At 73.6% G+C, this 17,653-nt stretch carries 15 protein-coding genes and 1 pseudogene; 3 read left to right on the top strand and 13 right to left on the bottom strand.

The genetic code is table 11. From position 1 onward, the window contains the following. Positions 1-182: 182 nt before the first annotated feature. From ACFWUQ_RS05385 to bldG, 4 genes are all read right to left on the bottom strand, one after another. Complete coding sequence (locus tag ACFWUQ_RS05385; RefSeq protein WP_384533068.1) at positions 183-755, bottom strand: small secreted protein; 573 nt, start codon at positions 753-755, stop codon at positions 183-185. Positions 756-916: 161 nt separating this feature from the next. Next, the gene (locus ACFWUQ_RS05380) at positions 917-3,319 is read right to left on the bottom strand and encodes a sodium-translocating pyrophosphatase (RefSeq protein ID WP_384533065.1); all 2,403 of its coding nucleotides are present in this window, start codon (positions 3,317-3,319) and stop codon (positions 917-919) included. A gap of 269 nt (positions 3,320-3,588) precedes the next feature. Beyond that, complete coding sequence (locus ACFWUQ_RS05375; protein WP_384533062.1) at positions 3,589-4,029, bottom strand: ATP-binding protein; 441 nt, start codon at positions 4,027-4,029, stop codon at positions 3,589-3,591. Positions 4,030-4,129: 100 nt separating this feature from the next. Beyond that, on the bottom strand, positions 4,130-4,471 hold the full coding sequence (bldG, locus tag ACFWUQ_RS05370; protein WP_030028781.1) for an anti-sigma factor antagonist BldG: 342 nt from the start codon (positions 4,469-4,471) through the stop codon (positions 4,130-4,132). An 82-nt stretch (positions 4,472-4,553) separates the two neighbouring features. Here bldG and ACFWUQ_RS05365 point away from each other — a divergent pair. After that, positions 4,554-7,026, top strand: a pseudogene (locus ACFWUQ_RS05365) (DEAD/DEAH box helicase). Between the two features lie 295 nt (positions 7,027-7,321). Here the strand turns inward: ACFWUQ_RS05365 and ACFWUQ_RS05360 are convergent. Genes ACFWUQ_RS05360 through ssd form a run of 7 tightly spaced genes read right to left on the bottom strand, consistent with a single transcriptional unit; the run spans position 7,322 to position 12,442 of the window. Next, entirely contained in the window at positions 7,322-7,759 is a 438-nt protein-coding gene (locus ACFWUQ_RS05360) for an Rv3654c family TadE-like protein (protein WP_384533058.1), read from the bottom strand. Continuing rightward, on the bottom strand, positions 7,756-8,103 hold the full coding sequence (locus ACFWUQ_RS05355) for a TadE family type IV pilus minor pilin (protein WP_384533055.1): 348 nt from the start codon (positions 8,101-8,103) through the stop codon (positions 7,756-7,758). Before ACFWUQ_RS05355 ends, ACFWUQ_RS05360 begins: the two co-directional genes overlap by 4 nt. A 16-nt stretch (positions 8,104-8,119) precedes the next feature. After that, entirely contained in the window at positions 8,120-8,317 is a 198-nt protein-coding gene (locus ACFWUQ_RS05350) for a DUF4244 domain-containing protein (protein ID WP_384533052.1), read from the bottom strand. Between the two features lie 36 nt (positions 8,318-8,353). Next, entirely contained in the window at positions 8,354-9,130 is a 777-nt protein-coding gene (locus tag ACFWUQ_RS05345) for a type II secretion system F family protein (RefSeq protein ID WP_384533049.1), read from the bottom strand. Then, positions 9,130-10,014 carry a type II secretion system F family protein gene (locus tag ACFWUQ_RS05340; RefSeq protein WP_384533047.1) on the bottom strand — a complete coding sequence of 295 codons (885 nt, stop codon included), beginning with the start codon at positions 10,012-10,014 and terminating at the stop codon, positions 9,130-9,132. Before ACFWUQ_RS05340 ends, ACFWUQ_RS05345 begins: the two co-directional genes overlap by 1 nt. After that, positions 10,011-11,159 (bottom strand): TadA family conjugal transfer-associated ATPase, encoded by a 1,149-nt coding sequence (locus tag ACFWUQ_RS05335; RefSeq protein WP_384533044.1) that lies wholly within the window; start codon positions 11,157-11,159, stop codon positions 10,011-10,013. The genes ACFWUQ_RS05340 and ACFWUQ_RS05335 overlap by 4 nt, the downstream gene beginning before the upstream one ends. After that, positions 11,156-12,442 (bottom strand): septum site-determining protein Ssd, encoded by a 1,287-nt coding sequence (ssd, locus tag ACFWUQ_RS05330; protein WP_384533083.1) that lies wholly within the window; start codon positions 12,440-12,442, stop codon positions 11,156-11,158. The genes ACFWUQ_RS05335 and ssd overlap by 4 nt, the downstream gene beginning before the upstream one ends. 512 nt (positions 12,443-12,954) lie before the next feature. On the opposite strand from ssd, the gene ACFWUQ_RS05325 reads away from it, so the two are divergent. Next, on the top strand, positions 12,955-13,791 hold the full coding sequence (locus tag ACFWUQ_RS05325) for an HAD family hydrolase (RefSeq protein ID WP_384533080.1): 837 nt from the start codon (positions 12,955-12,957) through the stop codon (positions 13,789-13,791). A 514-nt stretch (positions 13,792-14,305) separates the two neighbouring features. On the opposite strand, the gene ACFWUQ_RS05320 is transcribed toward ACFWUQ_RS05325, so the two are convergent. Continuing rightward, on the bottom strand, positions 14,306-15,127 hold the full coding sequence (locus tag ACFWUQ_RS05320; protein ID WP_384533041.1) for an oxidoreductase: 822 nt from the start codon (positions 15,125-15,127) through the stop codon (positions 14,306-14,308). A 109-nt stretch (positions 15,128-15,236) separates the two neighbouring features. Between ACFWUQ_RS05320 and ACFWUQ_RS05315 the strand changes: the two genes are divergently transcribed. Beyond that, the gene (locus tag ACFWUQ_RS05315) at positions 15,237-16,271 is read left to right on the top strand and encodes an ATP-binding protein (RefSeq protein WP_384533038.1); all 1,035 of its coding nucleotides are present in this window, start codon (positions 15,237-15,239) and stop codon (positions 16,269-16,271) included. Here the strand turns inward: ACFWUQ_RS05315 and ACFWUQ_RS05310 are convergent. Then, the gene (locus ACFWUQ_RS05310; protein ID WP_384533035.1) at positions 16,216-17,526 is read right to left on the bottom strand and encodes a hypothetical protein; all 1,311 of its coding nucleotides are present in this window, start codon (positions 17,524-17,526) and stop codon (positions 16,216-16,218) included. The genes ACFWUQ_RS05315 and ACFWUQ_RS05310 overlap by 56 nt on opposite strands. Between the last annotated feature and the right edge of the window lie 127 nt (positions 17,527-17,653).

The raw sequence follows: 17,653 nt of genomic DNA, 5'->3' as shown, positions 1-17,653 counted from the left end.
GACCCGGCTCCGCGCCCCGCGCGCCCGCGCGCCGCCCGGTCGAACGCCCCCCCCCGCCGCCGGGCGCTCGCCCGCGCGGACGCCGGCCCCTCACCCGCCGCCGGCCGCCCTGCTGCGCGGCACTCGCGGGCGGGCGCGGCGGGCGCGCCGGGCGCCGGCGGCCCTTCCGCAGGTCCGCCGGGCTACTTGGGCGACGGCGAGGTGGACGGCGCCGTGACCTGGCAGCCCTTCTGGTTGTTCATGGCCTTGTCCAGGCCCCCCGCGTTCAGCTGGGCGAGGGCGTCCTTGCCGCCCTTCGTCGCCTCCTCCAGACCCCCGGCGAGCTCCTTGAGCCCCTCGGCGAACTTCGTCTGGTCCTTGGGGTCGAGGGCGTCCATCTTCGCCTTCAGGTCGGCGTAGCCCTTGGCCGTGGACTCGAAGCCCTTGACGGCCTCGGCCGAGGTCGCCGCACCGTCCTTGACGGGCGGAACCCCCGCGTCCTTCAGAGCCGTCCCCATCGACTGGTACGACACGGACATGGTCCCGAAGGCCGCCGAGTCCGTCGACTGGACCTCCTCGGGCTTGCTGCTCTCGGTCGCCACACGCTTGATGTCGGCGTTGGCGGCCTCGATCTTCTTCAGTTCGGGCTGCCACGCGTCGCAGACCTTCTTGGCCCACGCGTCGGCCTTCTCGTCGCCGTCGTCCCCGCCGCAGCCGGACAGGACGAGCATCAGCACCGCACCGCCCGACAACGCGGTCGCAAGCTTCTTGTTCACCGGATTGGTCCCTTCGAAGGCTCTCGGCCCGGAAGATACACGCCTCCCCTCCGGGGACGCACAAAGGCGGACGGACGGCGCGTCAGTCCGCGCCGCCCGTCCGCCGTTCGGGCGTACGCCCGGCTTGCCCGGCCCCGCCCGTCCTACTGCCCGCGTACCGGTCAGGTGACCGTCGCCGGATCGGCCGACTGGGCCACCCGCTCGGCGGTCCCGTCCTCGGCCTCGTCGCCGACGGCGATGCCGCGGCGCTTGGAGACGTACACCGCGCCGACGATGACGCCGATCGCGAGGACCGCCACGACGGCCCGTACGGTCGCGCTCGTGTCCGGGCCGAAGCTGAACTGCACGACGGCCGGGGCGATCAGCAGCGCCACCAGGTTCATCACCTTGAGCAGCGGGTTGATCGCGGGACCGGCGGTGTCCTTGAACGGGTCGCCGACGGTGTCGCCGATGACGACCGCGGCGTGGGCCGCGCTGCCCTTGCCGCCGTGGTGGCCGTCCTCGACGAGCTTCTTCGCGTTGTCCCACGCGCCACCGGAGTTGGCGAGGAAGACCGCCATCAGGGTGCCCGTACCGATGGCTCCGGCGAGGAAGGAGCCCAGCGCGCCGACCCCGAGGGAGAAGCCCACGGCGATCGGGGTGAGGACGGCGAGCAGGCCGGGCGTGGCGAGCTCGCGCAGCGCGTCCTTGGTGCAGATGTCGACCACGCGCCCGTACTCGGGCTTCTCGCTGTAGTCCATGATCCCGGGGTGCTCGCGGAACTGGCGCCGCACCTCGTAGACCACGGCGCCCGCGGAGCGCGAGACGGCGTTGATGGCCAGGCCCGAGAACAGGAACACGACGGCCGCGCCCAGGATCAGCCCGACCAGGTTGTTGGGCTGGGCGATGTCCAGGCTGAGGTTCATCTCCCCGGTCTTGGCGCCGACTTCCTTCACGGCTGTCGCGATGGCGTCGTTGTACGAGCCGAAGAGCGCGGCCGCGGCGAGCACGGCCGTGGCGATGGCGATGCCCTTGGTGATGGCCTTGGTGGTGTTGCCCACCGCGTCCAGGTCGGTCAGGACCTGCGCGCCCGCGCCCTCGACGTCGCCGGACATCTCGGCGATGCCCTGGGCGTTGTCGGAGACGGGACCGAAGGTGTCCATGGCGACGATGACACCGACGGTGGTGAGGAGGCCGGTGCCGGCCAGGGCCACCGCGAACAGCGCGAGCATGATCGACGTGCCGCCGAGCAGGAAGGCCCCGTAGACGCCGAGGCCGATGAGCAGCGCCGTGTAGACCGCGGACTCCAGGCCGACCGAGATGCCGGCGAGGACGACGGTGGCCGCGCCGGTCAGGGAGGACTTGCCGATGTCCCGGACGGGACGGCGGTTGGTCTCCGTGAAGTAGCCGGTCAGCTGCTGGATCAGGGCGGCGAGCACGATGCCGATCGCGACGGCGACGACGGCCAGGACGCGCGGGTCGCCGGCGTGGTTGGCGATCGCGGCGTCCTCGACGCCGACGAGCTCCTTGTAGGTGGCCGGCAGGTACGCGTAGACGGCGATCCCGACCAGCACCAGGGAGATCACGGCGGAGATGAAGAAGCCGCGGTTGATGGCGGCCATGCCGCTGCGGTCGGACCGGCGCGGGGAGACCGCGAAGATTCCGATCATCGCGGTGACCACGCCGATGGCGGGCACGATCAGCGGGAAGGCGAGGCCGAGGTCGCCGAAGGCGGCCTTGCCGAGGATCAGTGCCGCCACCAGGGTGACGGCGTACGACTCGAAGAGGTCGGCGGCCATACCGGCGCAGTCTCCGACGTTGTCGCCCACGTTGTCGGCGATGGTCGCGGCATTGCGCGGGTCGTCCTCCGGAATGCCCTGCTCGACCTTGCCGACCAGGTCGGCGCCGACGTCGGCGGCCTTGGTGAAGATGCCGCCGCCCACCCTCATGAACATGGCGATCAGTGCGGCGCCGAGCCCGAAGCCCTCCAGGACCTTCGGGGCGTCGGCGGCGTAGACCAGGACGACGCAGGAGGCGCCGAACAGGCCCAGGCCGACGGTGAACATGCCGACCACGCCACCCGTGCGGAAGGCGATCTTCATCGCCTTGTGGGAGACCTCGGTCAGGTCCTTGGCGGGCTCGCCCTCGGCGGGGGTGGCCTCGCGCGCGGCGGCGGCGACGCGCACGTTGGCGCGGACCGCGAGACGCATGCCGATGTAGCCGGTGGCCGCCGAGAAGAGGGCGCCCACGAGGAAGAAGGCGGATCGCCCGGCCCGCTGCGACCAGGTGTCCGCGGGGAGCAGGAAGAGCAGGAAGAAGACCACGACGGCGAAGATGCCGAGCGTGCGCAGCTGGCGGCCCAGGTAGGCGTTGGCGCCTTCCTGGATGGCGGCGGCGATCTTCTTCATGCTGTCGGTTCCCTCGTCGGCCGCGAGGACCTGGCGGACCAGGATCTGCGCGACGACGAGCGCGGCGAGTGCCACGACCGCGATGACGATCACGATGAGCCGATTGTCATCAGTGAGTACTGCGGCTGCCAGGTCAGTGGTGCGACCCGGCGCGATAGGGGTGAAGAGCCCCGTCATTCGTCCTCCTTGACGTGATGAGCTCAAGATGTGGACGGATTGTAGGGAGCGCGCCCTGATCAAAACAGTGCGCGGGAAACGGAATTGGCGTGCTCTCGCTCCTCACCAATAGATCGCGTCACTCCATTACCCTCGAAAGTAGTAATGGGGCAAAGGCATTGACGCCCGGCCATTGACCCGGAGGGCATGAAAAAAGGCCCTGCTCAGCAGGGCCTTGATGAAGATCGGAAGATACGCTGGAATGCGCGCCGGCGCGGGGCCGGTCGCGGCTACCCGGCCTCGGCGGTGCCGGCGACGGGCCAGCTCATCCGAATGGTCCCGCCCGATTCCCCACTGGTCACCTCGACGTCGTCGACGAGCCCGCTGATCACCGCGAGGCCCATCTCGTCCTGGCCGTCCGTGTCGGGGTCCAGGGCAGCCTCGATGCCGGGGACGGCCTCGGCCGAACCGCCGGCGGGGCCGGGCACCTCGTCGCCGACCTCGATGGAGAACACCTTCTCCCCCTCGTTCAGCACGACCCGGACGGGCGCGGTCAGTCCGTTGGTGCGGTGCAGCCCGACGGCGCGCGAGCAGGCCTCGCCCACGGCGAGGCGAACCTCGTCGAGGACGGCTTCCTCCACGCCGGCCCGCCGCGCCACGGCGGCCGCGACGAGGCGGGCCGTCCGCACGTGTTCGGGCTGGGCGCTGAAGCGCAGTTCAACGGTGGCCATGCGCGTCCCCCTCGGACTACGGGCGTGACTTGACAGGGGCCCGGGCCATGACGGCCCGGCGCCCCCGTTCTCCTGGCCGGCTGCGCGCCGGCCGGAGCCGTCAGTCGGTGGCGTTGACGGCGTCGTCCACAGTGGTGTGGATCGGGAACACCTTGGTCAGACCGGTGATGCGGAAGATCTTCAGGATGCGCTCCTGGTTGCACACCAGACGCAGCGAACCCTCATGCGCGCGGACGCGCTTGAGGCCTCCCACGAGCACACCGAGCCCGGTGGAGTCGAGGAAGTCCACTCGCTCCATGTCGACAACCAGGTGGTAGCTGCCGTCGTTCACCAACTCGACCAACTGCTCGCGCAGCTTGGGCGCGGTATACACATCAATCTCGCCACCGACCTCCACGACCGTGCGGTCGCCGACAGTGCGAGTCGACAGGGACAGGTCCACGGATCCTCCAGCACCTTGCTATCGAGCGGCGCCCCCCAGGGGCCTACCCCACCCGAAGGTAGGGGAGGGATTGGCTGCCGCGATGGCATTCAATCACTTACCGACAGGGCGCGCACGGCGCCTTGGGACCATTGTCCCGCACGCCAGTGACACACTCGCTTTCAATGGCCAACACTCACCGCCCCGGTCGGCCCACGGCACCCGCGGACGCACGACCCACTCCCGACACGGTCCTGGACCGGCTGTCACGGGGGTCTTCCAGGGCTGATCGCATCACCCATACGGAGCACTTGCCCCCTCGGGCGGGTCGTCATGCAGTCTGGCCCGACCGCATCCGAACGGATGTCGTGGCCGCCGTGACGGCCGCCGGGATCGAACATCCGTGGGAGCACCAGGCCGCCGCGGCCGAGCTCGCCCTGGACGGGGAGTCCGTGGTCGTCGCCACCGGCACCGCCTCCGGGAAGTCGCTGGCCTATCTGGCGCCCGTCCTCTCCGCCCTCGCGGACGGCGCCGAGGCCCCGAACGGCAGGGGCGCCACCGCCCTGTACCTGGCGCCCACCAAGGCTCTGGCGGCCGACCAGCGGCGGGCCGTGAAGGCGCTCGCCGCCCCGCTCGGCAACGCGGTCCGCCCCGCGGTCTACGACGGCGACACACCCGTCGAGGAGCGCGAATGGGTACGCCAGTACGCCAACTACGTGCTCACCAATCCCGACATGCTGCACCGCGGGATCCTGCCCGCCCACCCGCGCTGGTCCGCCTTCCTGCGGGCGCTGCGCTACGTCGTGATCGACGAGTGCCACAGCTACCGGGGCGTATTCGGCTCCCATGTGGCCCAGGTGGTGCGCCGGCTGCGGCGGCTGTGCGCCCGCTACGGCTCCGAGCCGGTGTTCCTGCTGGCCTCCGCCACCGCCGGCGACCCGGCCGCGGCGGCCTCCCGGCTGACCGGGGTCCGCGTGACGGAGATCACTGACGACGCCTCGCCGCGCGGGGAGGTGGTCTTCGCGCTGTGGGAGCCGCCGCTGGTCGGCGAGCTGCGCGGCGAGAGGGGCGCACCCGTGCGCCGGACGGCCACGGCCGAGACCGCCGACCTGCTGACGGACCTGGTCGTGCAGGGTGTCCGCACGGTCGCCTTCGTCCGCTCCCGGCGCGGCGCCGAACTCATCTCGGTGATCACCCAGGAACGGCTCGCGGCGGTCGACCGCTCGCTGGTCCCGCGGGTCGCGGCCTACCGGGGCGGCTACCTGCCGGAGGAGCGCCGGGCCCTGGAGCGCGCCCTGCACTCGGGCGAGCTGCTCGGGCTCGCCGCCACGACGGCCCTGGAGCTGGGCGTGGACGTCTCCGGGCTCGACGCCGTCCTGATCACCGGCTATCCCGGTACGAGGGCCTCCCTGTGGCAGCAGGCAGGCCGGGCCGGGCGCTCGGGCCAGGGCGCCCTGGCCGTCCTGATCGCCCGGGACGACCCGCTGGACACCTACCTCGTCCACCACCCGGAGGCACTGTTCCGGCAGCCGGTGGAGGCGACCGTCCTGGACCCCGACAATCCGTACGTCCTCGCCCCGCACCTGTGCGCGGCGGCGGCGGAGCTCCCGCTGACCGAATCGGACCTGGAGCTCTTCGGCCCGACGACGCACGACCTCCTGCCCCAGCTCGAAGCGGCGAAGCTGCTGCGGCGCAGGGCGACGGCCTGGCACTGGACCCGCCGGGAGCGGGCCTCGGACCTGACCGACATCCGGGGCGGCGGCGGCCGGCCGGTGCAGATCGTCGAGGCCGCGACCGGGCGGCTGCTGGGCACGGTCGACGAGTCGGCGGCCCACACCGCCGTCCACGACGGGGCCGTCCACCTCCACCAGGGCCGCACCTACCTCGTGAAGCACCTGGACCTGGAGGACTCGGCGGCCCTCGTCGAGGAGGCGGACCCGCCCTTCTCGACCACCGCCCGCGACACCACCTCCCTCTCCATCCTGGAGACCGAGAAGGAGGTCCCGTGGGGCGCGGCCCGGCTCTGCTACGGCTCCGTCGAGGTCACCCACCAGGTCGTCTCCTACCTGCGCCGCAAGCTGATCACCGGCGAGGTGCTGGGCGAGACCAGACTGGACCTGCCGCCCCGCACCCTGCGCACCCGGGCCGTCTGGTGGACGGTCACCGAGGACCAGCTCGACGAGGCCCGGATCAACCCGGAGATCCTCGGCGGCGCCCTGCACGCCGCCGAGCACGCCTCCATCGGGCTGCTGCCGCTCTTCGCGACCTGCGACCGCTGGGACATCGGCGGCGTTTCCGTGCCGCTCCATCCCGACACCCTCCTCCCCACGGTCTTCGTCTACGACGGCCACCCCGGCGGCGCCGGCTTCGCCGAGCGGGCCTTCCACACCGCCCGTGACTGGCTGACGGCGACCCGCGACGCCATCGCGGCCTGCGAGTGCGAGGGCGGCTGCCCCTCGTGCGTCCAGTCCCCCAAGTGCGGCAACGGCAACGAGCCCCTGCACAAGCGCGGCGCCGTCCGCCTCCTCACCCGCCTCCTCTCCGCCGCCCCGACGGCCCCGACCCCACAGCCCTGACCCCCCGGCCCCCGACGGCTCCTGACGGCTCCTGACGGCTCCTGGGGCCGCCGGGGGCCGGTGCACGACGTGCGGCCGGCCCTCCCCGGGGCAGCGGCCCCGGGGGCCGCGCGTGCCCGCTCCCTGGCGGTGGCCCCCGGGGCCGCCGCCCGCCGGGCCTGGAGGCCGCGCGCTGACCGCCGCCGAGGCCCGAATCGCGCGGCCCTCGGCCCGGTCCCGGCGCCGGCCTGACACCCCGCCCCGGGTCCCGCGCCGGCGCCGTCGCCGACCCGCCTCCGCGACACGGGGCGCGCGCTCACACGCCCCTGCCGCCGTCGGGAGCCGGCCCCCGTTCGGGCGGGTCGGCCCCTAGCGAGGTCTCGGGAGCCGGCCCCCGTTCGGGCGGGGCGGCCCCTATCGCGGGCTCCGGGGGCGGGCCCGCGCGGGCACGGATCTCGGGGGCGAAGGGGCCCGCCGGCGACCGCGCCCTGATCTCGGCGACCTCACCGAGGACCCGGCACTCGACCACGACGGCGCCCTGGGCGCGGGCCACCCGGACGGCCGCGGCGCAGGCGGCCTCCGGACCGCGCGCCCACGTCGCCGCCGCCGCGAGGGCCGCCAGGTCGGCTGCCGCCGCCGCCCGGTGCCGGGCCAGGACCGCCTGGCCCAGCAGCAGGACGCCCGCGAACACCGCGACCAGCACCGTCACCACCAGCGTCGCCCACACCGTCGCCGACCCCCGGTCCCGGCTCACGGCGGCGGCCCCACGCCGTCCTCGGCCAGAGCCACCGCCCGGGCCCCGATCCGCAACGGCAGTGCTGCGGGACCCGGCGCCCGGGCCGTGACCCGGACCCGCCAGAGGTCGCCCGCCCGCTCCAGCTCCACCTCCGCTCCCGCCGGCGCGGCCTGCCGAGCCGCCGCGAGCGCCACCTCCGCCGGCTCCGACCGAGCGGCCGCCCGGGCACCGGCCCGGGCCGCGTCCACACACCGGATCTGCGCGGCCGCCGCCATCAGCGCCCACACGAGCAGCGCCGCGAACAGCACCAGCGCCGGGATCACCAGAGCCGCCTCCGCCGTCACGTATCCCCGGTCGCCCATTCGGCGGCAATTCTTCTCAGAAGGGCACATCGAGCGCCTTCCCGATGGTCGATTGCAGGGCTGTGGAGACCACTTCGCTCGTGACCACCTTGTACAGAACGGCGGCGAACGCACAGGCCGCGATCGTGCCCATGGCGTATTCCGACGTGGACATCCCCGCGTCGTCCCCGAGACACCTCACCGCTGTCCGCAGCCGAGCTTTGATGATCCTCATGACAACCTCCTGTTATTTTCCGTTATTGATGTGACTTCAGGTGCCGGAGAGAAGACCGGATGCCATACCGATCACCACCGGCGCGACCCCGATCGCGAGGAATGCGGGGAGGAAACACAGGCCCACCGGCGCGGTGACGAGGACCGCCGCCCGCTGCGCCCCCGCGGTCGCCCGCCGTGCGCGGTCGGCCCGCAGGGCCGAGGCGAGCCGTGAGACCGGCTCCGCCGCGGGCGCCCCCGTCCGGGCCGCCCGCTCCAGGCACTCCGCGAGCCCCCGGGCGCCCGGTATCTCGGCGAACCTCCCCCACGCGGCCCCCGGTTCGCCCCCGAGCCGCAGCTCGGCGCCGGCCCGCGCCAGTCCGTCGCCCACCGGCCCGCCGAGCGACTCCCCCACCACCTCCGCGGCCTCGACGGGACCCGCGCCGGCCGCCAGGCAGGCGGCCATCAGGTCGGCGGCGAAGGGCAGCTGGCGCTCCACCTCCCGCATGTCGACACCGGCCGGCCGCCGCTCCCTGGCGGCCCACCGGTGGACCGCCGCGGCCGCCAGCGCGCCCACGGCCACCCCGGCCGCCCCGCCGACCAGCACCCAGCCCGCCAGCAGTGCTCCGGCGGGCCGCCACCACGCGGCGGCCACTCCGCGCGTCCGCGAGCCGAACACCGGCCCGTGCCGCCGCTGTCCGGCGCCGAGCAGAGCCGCCGCCCGGTGCCTGGCCGCCCGCGCCCGCAGCCCGGCCGACACGACGGCCGCGAGAGTAACCGCCGCCGCCACGAGGCACAGCACCGTCCCCAGCCTGTGGACAGCCACGGGGCCCATCACCGCTCACCCGCCCGCACGATGCGCCGGCACCACAGCAGCCCCGAGGCCTCCAGCACCCCTCCGGCCAGCAGGCAGCCCCACCCCATCGGGGTGTGCAGCAGGACCCGCAGCGGATCCGCCCCGAGACCGGTGCCGATCAGCAGTCCCACCAGGGGCAGCAGGGCGAGCACCACCGCCGTGGACCGCGCGCCCGCCAACTGGGCCCGCAGCGACTCCTCGCGGTCCCGCTCCGCCCGCAGGGCACCCTCCAGCCGGTCCAGGCCGGCGGCCAGTCCCGCGCCGCCGTCCACCGACACCCGCCAGCAGGCGGCCATCCCCGCCAGGCCCTCCGCTCCCGGTTCCCGCGCGGCCTGGCGCAGCGCGGCGGGCACATCGCCGCCGAACGCCGCTGCGGCCAGGACCCCCGTCTCCGCGGGCCCCGGGCCGCCGGGGCCCGCGACCGTCCGCCGCAGCGCCGCCGTGAGCGCCTGCCCGGGCTGGGCACCCGCCCGCAGCTCACCCACCAGCGCCCCGCACAGGGCAGCCACCTCGGCGGCCCGCGCCGTCCGCGCGCGTTCCCGCGCCCGCAGTGCCTGCCAGCGCCGCACCAGCGGCACGGCGGCCGCCCCGAGCAGCAGCGGGATCACCGACCCGCCCAGCGCCGCGAGCACCAGCCCGGCCCCGAGGCAGGCTCCTTCCCGCCACCGCGCGGCCCGGACGCGTACGGCGACCACCAGCCGCTCCCGGCGCGACGGCCCGCCCGGGACGACGGGGCCGGCGCCGGCCAGCACCGCCCGCACGCGCCGCGACGCCCGGTCGCCCCCGGACACGGCCCACGCCGCCGCCCCGGCGCAGAGCACCCCGGCGAACACCGGCACCGGCAGCGCCGCCGCCGCGCTCACCGCGCACCCCGCAGCAGCGGAGCCAACCGCTCCCAGCCCGGCTCCCGTACGAAGCCCCGCGCGGACCAGCGCAGCGCCGGCACGGTGACCACCAGCCCGGCGGCGTCCCGCTCCAGCACGTGCACCTCGGCCACCCGGCGCCGGCCCGCCCGGTCCCGGACCAGGTGCACCACCAGGGTCAGGGCGGCCGCCAGTTGGCTGTGCAGGGCGGCCCGGTCGAGCCCCGCGGCCGTACCGAGCGCCTCCAGCCGGGCCGGAACGTGCCCGGCGGCATTGGCGTGGACCGTGCCGCACCCCCCTTCGTGGCCGGTGTTCAGGGCCGCGAGGAGGTCGGCGACCTCGGCTCCGCGCACCTCGCCCACCACCAGCCGGTCGGGCCGCATCCGCAGGGCCTGGCGCACCAGGTCGGCCAGGGTGACGAGGCCGGCCCCCTCCTGGTTGGCGGGGCGCGTCTCCAGCCGGACCACATGGGGGTGGTCGGGCCGCAGCTCGGCCGAGTCCTCGGCGAGCACGATCCGCTCACCGGGGCCGACCAGCCCCAGCAGGGCGCTGAGGAGCGTGGTCTTGCCCGTGCCCGTCCCGCCGGAGACGAGGAACGAGAGCCGGGCCTCGATCATGTCCCGGAGCAGCCGCTGCCCGCCGGGCGGCAGCGTCCCCGCCGCGACCAGTTCCTCCAGCGTGAACGCCCTGGGCCGCACCACCCGCAAGGACAGGCAGGCCGAGCCGACCGCCACCGGCGGCAGTACGGCGTGCAGCCGGGTGCCGTCGGGCAGCCGGGCGTCCACCCACGGCCGGGCGTCGTCCAGCCGCCGCCCCGCGACGGAGGCCAGCCGCTGGGCCAGCCGGCGCACGGCTCCGGCGTCGGCGAACGTCACCCCGGTCAGCTCCAGCCCGCCGCCCCGGTCCACCCACACCCGGTCGGGGGCGGCGACCAGCACGTCGGTGACCTCCGGGTCGCCGAGCAGTGCCTCCAGTGGCCCCGCCCCGACCAGTTCGGACCGCAGCTCGGCGGCCGCGCCCAGTACTTCCGCGTCCCCGAGCAGCCGCCCCTGCGCGCGCAGGGCCGCCGCGACCCTGGCCGGTGTCGGTTCCGCCCCGCTCTCTGCCAGCCGCCGGCGCACCGCGTCCAGGAGTACCGCGCTCATGCCGCCACCCCCTGGGCGGGGCCGAGTGCCCGCTGCCAGAAGCCGTCGCAGAACCGGGCCAGCGCCCCTCGGCCCTGGGCGCCCGGTGGTTCCCCTTCCGCCACCCGGCCCGGGAGGCCCACCTCGACCGGCACCTCGCCGGCCAGGGGCGCCCCGAGCAGTCCCGCCACGGCCTCCGCGTCCAGACCGCCCGGGCAGCGGCCCCGCACGACGACGCGCACGTCCCGGGCCACCATCCGCACTCCGGCCGCCACCCGGCCGGCCGCCGCCACCGACCGCAACTCGCCGGGGACCACCAGCAGGACCAGGTCCAGTTGGGCGAGGACCTCGGCCACGGCCTCGTCCACCCGCCGGGGCAGGTCCACGACCACCACCCCGCCCCGGCGGCGCGCGGCGGCCACCACCGAGCGCATCGCGGCCGGCGGCACCACCACCCGGTCCCCCCGGTCCCAGCTGAGGACCCGCAAGGCGTGGAGTTCGGGCAGGGACTCCTCCAGGGCTCCGGCCCCGACACGGCCCCGCGAGCCCGCGAAGTCCGGCCAGCGCAGCCCTTCGGCGCCCTCGCCGCCGAGCAGCACGTCCATGCCCCCGCCCAGCGGGTCGCCGTCGATGAGGATGGTGCGCTCCCCGCCCCGGGCGGCCCGGACCGCGAGCGCGCAGGCCAGTGTCGAGGCACCCGCCCCACCGCTGCCGCCGATCACGCCGACGGTGAGGGCGGGCCGGCCGGCTCCTTCCACGACGTCGGCGATGCGGTCGACGAGCCGGTTCTCGGCGTCGGGCAGGCAGAGCACCTCCTCCGCGCCGATCTCCACCGCCCGCTGCCACACGAGGGGGTCGTCCGGATCGCGGCCGACGAGGAACACCCCGCCTCTGCGAGGCGCCCCGCGCACCCTCCGGGCAGCGTCGTCGCCGACCAGCACGAGGGGTGCGGACTCCCATCCGACCGCCCCGGCGCCGCCGCCCGAAGCGCCGCTCCCGGCGCCACCCGCAGGGCTGCCGGCGACATCCCGCCCGGCGCCGCTCGCGCCTCCGACGCTCCCGGCGCTCGCACCGCCCTCGCCGCCCTCGCCGCCCTCGCCGTTCCCGGCGTCCTCGCTGCCCGCGATCCGCTCGGGCAGCCCGTGGTGCACATGGGGCTCGGCGCCCGCGGCGGCGCACAGCCGCAGCAGATCGTCCAGCAGCAGGGGATCCTCAGTGATGATCAGCGGCCGCCCGCCGCCGACGGCGAACCCCGCTCCGGCGGCCGCGCCGCTTCCGGCCGCCCCGGCCGCCCTCGACCCCATGAACGACTTCGATCGAGCCACGATCTCCGCCTCCTTCTCCCCGACATCCGGACGCCGCGGACTTCGCGGCCGGAATCACCGTGCCGCGATCAGGAAAAGGAAGTGGATCTTGCTAGATAACTGTGGATAACGGACCCGTTGTGGATAACCCGCTCACCCTCGGAGGTGACTTTCGGAGCGCGGCGGAACCACTACGCTACGTCACGAGTTCGAAGAGGTGAGGGCCTTCGCCACGCGGGCCCCCGCACCGCAAGGGAGTCTGAGGAATGGTCACTCGGGGCCGAAGGCAGGGACGCGAACCGCGTCCGGACATGCGACGACCCCCGCCGGGGGGGAGAGCGGGGGTCGTCCCCACGGTCCGACTCGGGGGGGGAGGAGCCAGACCGGGTTAGCACGGTCGCGAACGATCCGTGACTTCCATGGTGTACCCGAGAGCCCTCTCAGGCAAACCCACGCGCCACACCTTACGCCGAATGGTGGGCGCATATGCTCGGGGCGTGGAAAATCAGCCCATGCCGCACTCCTCGCCTCGCACCGCAGCCTTCTTCGACCTCGACAAGACGGTCATTGCGAAGTCGAGCACCCTGACGTTCAGCAAGTCCTTCTACCAAGGCGGCCTGATCAACCGGCGGGCCGTGCTGCGCACCGCGTACACGCAGTTCATCTTCCTGGCCGGCGGCGCCGACCACGACCAGATGGAGCGGATGCGGGAGTACCTGTCCGCCCTCTGCAAGGGGTGGAACGTGCAGCAGGTGCGCGAGATCGTCGCGGAAGCCCTGCACGACCTCATCGACCCGATCATCTACGACGAGGCCGCGTCCCTCATCGAGGCCCACCACACGGCCGGCCGCGACGTGGTGATCGTGTCCACCTCCGGTGCCGAGGTCGTCGAGCCGATCGGGGAGATGCTCGGGGCGGACCGGGTCGTCGCCACCCGCATGGTCGTGGGCGAGGACGGCTGCTTCACGGGCGAGATCGAGTACTACGCCTACGGACCGACGAAGGCCGAGGCCGTGCGCGAACTCGCCGCGTCCGAGGGGTACGACCTCGCGCGCTGCTACGCGTACAGCGACTCGGCCACCGACGTGCCGATGCTGGAGGCGGTCGGGCACCCGCACGCGGTCAATCCGGACCGGGCGCTGCGCCGCGAGGCCGTGGCGCGCGAGTGGCCGGTGCTGGTGTTCAACCGGCCGGTGCGACTGAAGCAGCGGCTGCCCGGGCTGTCGATGCCCGCGCGCCCCGCCCTGGTCGCCGCGGCGGCCGTCGGCGCGGCCGCGGCCACCGCCGGACTGGTCTGGTACGCGAACCGGCGCCGGGCCACCGCACTGGCGGCCGCCACCACCGGCTGACACCCGGCCGGCGCACCCCGGCAGCCGCCGCCACCGGCTGACGCCCGGCCCACGCACCCCGGTGGCCGCCACCGGCTGACGCCCGGCCGACGCACCCGGCACCCGAACCCCTACGGAGCCCCCGCCGTCCACCGGCGGGGGCTCCGTACGCATGTCGCGCCTGCGCCGATAAAAGCCGTCCGATTTGCCCGCACTCGCCCCGGAAAGTAAAGAACTGCAGCCAGGGGTTTCGCTTGTCACCGAAGCGGAGTACAAAGGAGTCAACGGCCCGCGAGACCAAAGAACATCCGAGAGGATCATCTTTAAAACGCAGTAAGGCCCACGGACCGAAGCACGAGCGCCGAGCACCCACGCGACGTCGACCCGTCGATTACGGGCCAGCCGCACCAGGTACGGGCAAAGTTCCCGACCTGATGGGCATATTTCGAGGACGCTTGGTAACTGGACGCGAGTGCCAGCGGCGACACCACAGCACGACGGTGTCGCCGCAACCCTTGTCCGGGCCCGTCGAGCCTCAGGCCGCGCCGCGCTGCAGGGCCTCGCAGACCGCTGTCGATTCGCGGACCCCGAGCTCGATCGCCCGGCCGCAGTGCGCGATCCAGGCACCCATCCCCTCCGCCGTGCCGGAGACGTAGCCCTCGAAAGCGGCCAGGTAGGCGGCGCGCCCCTGCTCCGCGTGGCCGACCTCCGCCGGGCAGATCGCCTTCGGGTCGAGGCCGCTGTTGATCAGGACGATCCGTTCGGCCGCCCGCGCGACCAGCCCGTTGTACGAGGCGAAGGGGCGCAGCGCCAGCAGCTCCCCGTGCACCACCGCCGCCGTGACCAGCGCCGGGGCGGAGCCGCCCGCGATGATCAGGCGCGACAGGCCGTCGAGCCGACCCGCGACCTCCTCGGCACTCGGCAGCGCGAGCTCGACCAGCGGTTCGTCCACCGTCTCGCCCGCGAGGCGGGGGCGGCCCACCACGTCGCCCTCCGCGGTTGACCCCGAGGCCACCAGGTGCAGCCGCGCCAGCACCCGCAGCGGCGACTGGCGCCAGATGCTCAGCAGTTGGCCGGCCTCCGCGGTGAGCCGCAGCGCGGCGCCCACCGTCAGCGCCTCCGGCTCGGAGCCGAAGTCGGTCCGGCGGCGCACCTCCTCCAAAGCCCAGTCCGCCCCGGACAGCGCGGCGCTGCCCCGGGCGCCGCGCAGCGCGGCCTCCGAGGTGATCTCCCCGCTGCGGCGGCGCATCACCCGGTGCCCGTAGACCCGGTCCACCGCCTTGCGTACGGAATCCACGGACTCGGCGACACCCGGAAGCCCTGCCAGTGCGACCAGCGGGTCAGAAGCGCTACTCATAAGTAGGGAGCCTACGCACTGCCCACCCCTGCCACCGACCCCTCCTTGGAGTGGTCTTCTTCACTCACCTTGACAACTGCACGCACTCGATCCACTACGCTAGGTGAACATGAAGATCGCTTTCGTGGGAAAGGGCGGCAGCGGCAAGACCACGCTGTCCTCCCTCTTCATCCGCCACCTCGCAGCCAATGAGGCCCCCGTCGTCGCGGTGGACGCCGATATCAACCAGCACCTGGGCGCCGCGCTCGGACTCGGCGAGGACGAGGCCTCCGGGCTCCCCGCCCTCGGCGCGCACCTGCCCCTGATCAAGGAGTACCTGCGGGGTTCCAACCCGCGCATCCCCTCCGCCGAGCAGATGATCAAAACGACGCCTCCCGGGGCCGGCTCGCGTCTGCTGCGGGTCACCGAGGACAACCCGGTGTACGAGGCCTGCGCGCGGACCGTACTGCTCGACGGCGAGCCCGTACGGCTCATGGCCACCGGCCCGTTCACGGAGTCCGACCTGGGCGTGGCCTGCTACCACTCGAAGGTCGGCGCGGTCGAACTCTGCCTGAACCACCTGGTCGACGGCCCGGACGAGTACGTCGTGGTCGACATGACGGCCGGCTCCGACTCCTTCGCCTCGGGCATGTTCACCCGCTTCGACATGACCTTCCTGGTCGCCGAGCCGACCCGCAAGGGCGTCTCCGTGTACCGCCAGTACAAGGAGTACGCGCGGGACTTCGGGATCGCGCTCAAGGTCGTGGGCAACAAGGTGCAGGGCCCGGAGGACATCGAGTTCCTGCAGGACGAGGCGGGTGAGGACCTGCTGGTCACCGTCGGGCACTCCGACTGGGTGCGCGCGATGGAGAAGGGCCGGCCGGCCGCCTTCGAGCTGCTTGAGGCCAGCAACCGGCTCGCGCTCCAGGCCCTCCAGGACGCCGCCGACGACTCGTACGCGCACCGCGACTGGGACCGGTACACCGAGCAGATGGTCCGCTTCCACCTCAAGAACGCGCAGAGCTGGGGCAATGCCAAGACCGGGGTCGACCTGGCGGAGCAGGTCGACCCCGGCTTCGTCCTGCGCGAGGGCGCGGCGGCCGGCGCCGTCAGCCCTCGTCCGGCTCCTCGTCCGACTCCCCAGCCGGCTCCTCAGCCGGCGTGACCGCCGCGGGGGTCGCCGGTGCGGCCGGCGGCCCCGCGGTCAGGAACCGCTGCCAGCCCTCCTTCGGCTCCTCGCCGACGTCGAGGGTGCGCATCCACTCCAGGGCCTTCGGGTCCTGCGCGTCCAGCCAGTCCACCAGCTCCCGGAACGGCACGCAGCGGACCTCCTTCTGCGTGCACATGTACTTGATGGACTCCTCGACGGCGCGCATGTAGGTGCCGCCGTTCCAGGACTCGAAGTGGTTGCCGATGATCAGCGGCGCGCGGTTGCCCCGGTAGACCCGGTCGAAGGCCTGGCGCAGGCCGTCGCGCATCTGGTCGCCCCAGTACGCGTGCTGCGAGGGGTCGCCCTGGGAGGTGGTCCCGGACTGGTTGACCATGTAGTTGTAGTCCATGCTCAGCGTGTCGAAGGCGCGCCCCGGCATGGGCACCAGCTGGAGCGGGATGTCCCAGAGGCCGTCCGTCTTCTTGGGCCAGATCTGCTTGCTGATGCCGCTGGAGTCGTAGCGGAAGCCCAGGTCCTTCGCCGCCAGCATGAAGTTCTTCTGCCCCTCCAGGCAGGGGGTGCGGGCGCCGATGAGCTCCTTGTCGTAGTCGAATGGGAGTCCGGGCAGGCCCTTGAGGGCCGGCGAGTTCGTCTTCCAGTTCTTGACGAAGGACCTGGCCTGGCCGATCTCGCTCTTCCACTCGTCCACGGACCAGGTGCCGACGCCTCCGTCGGGGCCGCAGAAGTGGCCGTTGAAGTGGGTGCCGATCTCGTTGCCCTCCAGCCAGGCGCCGCGCACCTGGGTGGCGGTGTCCTTGATGCCCTGGGGGTCGCCGAAGCCGATGTCCGAGCGGCCCGCCGCGTGCTGCGGGGCCGCATAGAGGGAACGTTTCTCCTCGGGAAGCATGTACACGCCGCTGAGGAAGTACGTCATCCGGGCGTTGTACTTCTTGCCGACCTGGCGGAAGTGCGAGAAGAGCTTCTGGCTGTCCTCTCCCGCGCCGTCCCACGAGAACACCACGAACTGCGGGGGCTTCTCGCCCGGCTTGAGCCGCTCCGGCTTGCGCACGTTCGGCTGCGGGCCGGTGTAGACGGTCGACCCGTCGCCGATGGGCCGGTTGACGCTGCCCGGGGCCTCGGGGGCGGGGGCGCCCTTCGTGGCTCCCGGGCCTCCGGGAGCCGGGGACTCCGAGGCGCTGCACCCGGCCGCGCCCAGAACCAGCGCCGTGGCGACCACGCCACCGGCGATCTTCCTCGTGGCGGCGATCATCCGCCCCACCTCTCCCTCGCAGTTCCGTCGCAGGACTTCCGCGCCGCAACGTCCCATGCGGTTCGCCGAAGGAAAGGTATGACAAGCCGGACAAAATGCTTAATCACTCGTGCGTGGTAATTCGTAC

This window comes from Streptomyces sp. NPDC058662, from assembly GCF_042716255.1.
Classification (GTDB): domain Bacteria; phylum Actinomycetota; class Actinomycetes; order Streptomycetales; family Streptomycetaceae; genus Streptomyces.
The sequence above is the reverse complement of the archived record's forward strand: the minus strand, read 5'-3'. Positions and strand labels throughout refer to the sequence as shown.

What these genes read in the sequence shown, in the direction of transcription:
- ACFWUQ_RS05375 (WP_384533062.1), bottom strand. Translation starts at nt 4,029, where the DNA reads ATGGCCACCGTTGAACTGCGCTTCAGCGCCCAGCCCGAACACGTGCGG.
- ACFWUQ_RS05345 (WP_384533049.1), bottom strand. Translation starts at nt 9,130, where the DNA reads ATGGGCCCCGTGGCTGTCCACAGGCTGGGGACGGTGCTGTGCCTCGTG.
- ACFWUQ_RS05310 (WP_384533035.1), bottom strand. Translation starts at nt 17,526, where the DNA reads ATGATCGCCGCCACGAGGAAGATCGCCGGTGGCGTGGTCGCCACGGCG.
- ACFWUQ_RS05335 (WP_384533044.1), bottom strand. Translation starts at nt 11,159, where the DNA reads ATGAGCGCGGTACTCCTGGACGCGGTGCGCCGGCGGCTGGCAGAGAGC.
- ACFWUQ_RS05350 (WP_384533052.1), bottom strand. Translation starts at nt 8,317, where the DNA reads ATGAGGATCATCAAAGCTCGGCTGCGGACAGCGGTGAGGTGTCTCGGG.
- ACFWUQ_RS05320 (WP_384533041.1), bottom strand. Translation starts at nt 15,127, where the DNA reads ATGAGTAGCGCTTCTGACCCGCTGGTCGCACTGGCAGGGCTTCCGGGT.
- ACFWUQ_RS05325 (WP_384533080.1), top strand. Translation starts at nt 12,955, where the DNA reads ATGCCGCACTCCTCGCCTCGCACCGCAGCCTTCTTCGACCTCGACAAG.
- ACFWUQ_RS05355 (WP_384533055.1), bottom strand. Translation starts at nt 8,103, where the DNA reads ATGGGCGACCGGGGATACGTGACGGCGGAGGCGGCTCTGGTGATCCCG.
- ACFWUQ_RS05315 (WP_384533038.1), top strand. Translation starts at nt 15,237, where the DNA reads ATGAAGATCGCTTTCGTGGGAAAGGGCGGCAGCGGCAAGACCACGCTG.
- ssd (WP_384533083.1), bottom strand. Translation starts at nt 12,442, where the DNA reads ATGGGGTCGAGGGCGGCCGGGGCGGCCGGAAGCGGCGCGGCCGCCGGA.
- ACFWUQ_RS05380 (WP_384533065.1), bottom strand. Translation starts at nt 3,319, where the DNA reads ATGACGGGGCTCTTCACCCCTATCGCGCCGGGTCGCACCACTGACCTG.